General features: G+C 52.3%; 1 protein-coding gene and 1 pseudogene. One reads left to right on the top strand and one right to left on the bottom strand.

All coding sequences use genetic code 11. From position 1 onward, the window contains the following. Nucleotides 1-482, bottom strand: a pseudogene (locus AAIH70_RS30930) (hypothetical protein); the annotation flags it as partial. Nucleotides 483-1,495: 1,013 nt separating this feature from the next. On the opposite strand from AAIH70_RS30930, the gene AAIH70_RS30925 reads away from it, so the two are divergent. Continuing rightward, nucleotides 1,496-1,657: a DUF1488 family protein gene (locus AAIH70_RS30925; RefSeq protein WP_430038170.1), complete on the top strand. Its 162-nt coding sequence runs from the start codon at nt 1,496-1,498 to the stop codon at nt 1,655-1,657. Nucleotides 1,658-1,731 lie beyond the last annotated feature (74 nt).

Below are 1,731 nucleotides of genomic sequence, written 5' to 3'. Positions count from 1 at the left end.
TCGACGGATTTGTCGACGACAAAGAGCTTGTTGCTCGCATCAAAGCAAAATCTCCGCGGTAACAACCGGGCGGTTACGACGGACATCACCTGGGCAAATCGGAGAAGCAGCGATCTCAGCCGGAAGCTTCCCTCGACGGCGTGGGATAGTCGGATACTGCGAACTCTGTAACCACGCCCAGAGATCTGCATAAACGTTGAGTACGGGGTTGTCGGCGCTTCCATGATCATTGATGTCGGTGACATCCCCTCATTACCAAAAATACCGATCTCTGCTTTTCTACCTCCCTTAACCTCAGCGACAACGGATCCGAGCCCGCACTCCAGAAAGTAGCAGTAGTCGGTGACCATGCCTGGCGCCGACATCTGATAAAGCCGAGGCAGGTCCAATTCTTCGAGATGAGGGGAAAGGCTTGCGAAATCATTCGGGCTCAAGGCACGAATAATAAGGTTCCGAATAGCTGTTTGCGAAGGAATGCCCATTCTCTCAACCTCAGTGAGGGCAAGAGCAATGATTTTCTCCTAGCCGTACGCGCCATGAAGTTGCGAACGATGTCTCATTGTCAGCTTCTGTCGTGGCTTATCTATGGTCAGGTCAACGACCTCGTACAAGTGACGCGGAGCACATGTCCGAAATGCGACATTCAGTGAAGCCACACCATTGGGGGCACAACATGCAAGACTCACCAAGAGGACCGCAACTCTTGGACGAACTCGCAGCGCCTGTAGTCACTGGCGTAGTGCTGTTCTGGTCTGTTCGTCAGCTGTTCTCAAAAAATTCTGAACCGCAGAATTCATATTAGGCAATCCTCATGTTTCTCACCCTCGTATCGGGTTGAAAGGAGTTGCTAGCCTGGTTTCCGGCAGCCTCTGTCCGTTATCAGACATTCAATCACGTAGGCCAAAATCGGGAAAAGAACCCTTCGACGCGACAAGGAAATTGTTATGATTCGATTCATAGATCAACCGATGGCTGGGCAAGGTACCCGGATCAAAGGGAAATGAGTTAAGAACCAAAATTTCTTCTCATACATCAATACAAGAAATTACCCCTCTAGTTGTCCAGCATCGGGTCGCCGAAAGCCCTTGGACATTGCTCCGTAGCCGCTGTGCACGATCATCCCTTGTAATCCAGTATTTTTGCACGACGTAAGATCGTAGTGACGGCTCGTCTCCAGGGCGCTGTCATCAAGGGCGCAAAACCTTGCCCCAACAAAGGAGGACGCAATGTCTTCCAATCCAGCAGCATCGAATATTGACCCTGTCGGCTTCAAGCTGGTCAGGGACGTCCTGAGATCCTCTGAGTCCATCGCGAGCTCCGATACGAAACGTGACGCTTTGCTCTTCCTCTCTGCCGAGTTCCGTAGCGGTGTGCCGAACAGAACCGCTCTCCGGGGTTCTTTGGCGAACCGTAAATGGTCCTCAGCCATGGCAAACCTTGAACTACATCCGAGGGGCAGTGCTGTTGATCGTTGGCAGGATGAGGGTGGGCGTTAGTGGGAATATCGTTTCCAAACAGCGCCCGTAGTTTTGACGACAGAAGCCGCTGTGTCCGTTTCACCGGATATGACGGGATGTTCGAGATCAAATTCTATCTGGCAACGGAAGTTTTGGCCTGCGAGGAATCGCACAGAAATGCCAGCGCGTCAGACTACTGAGAGCGGCGGTGCAAAAGTCTGCCACGGTAACGGCGCGATAATCACGCCGTAGGGGCGGAGTAAAATCCGGCCAC

Source organism: Neorhizobium sp. BT27B, assembly GCF_050455485.1.
Classification (GTDB): domain Bacteria; phylum Pseudomonadota; class Alphaproteobacteria; order Rhizobiales; family Rhizobiaceae; genus Neorhizobium.
This window is presented reverse-complemented; position numbering and strand designations above follow the sequence as displayed.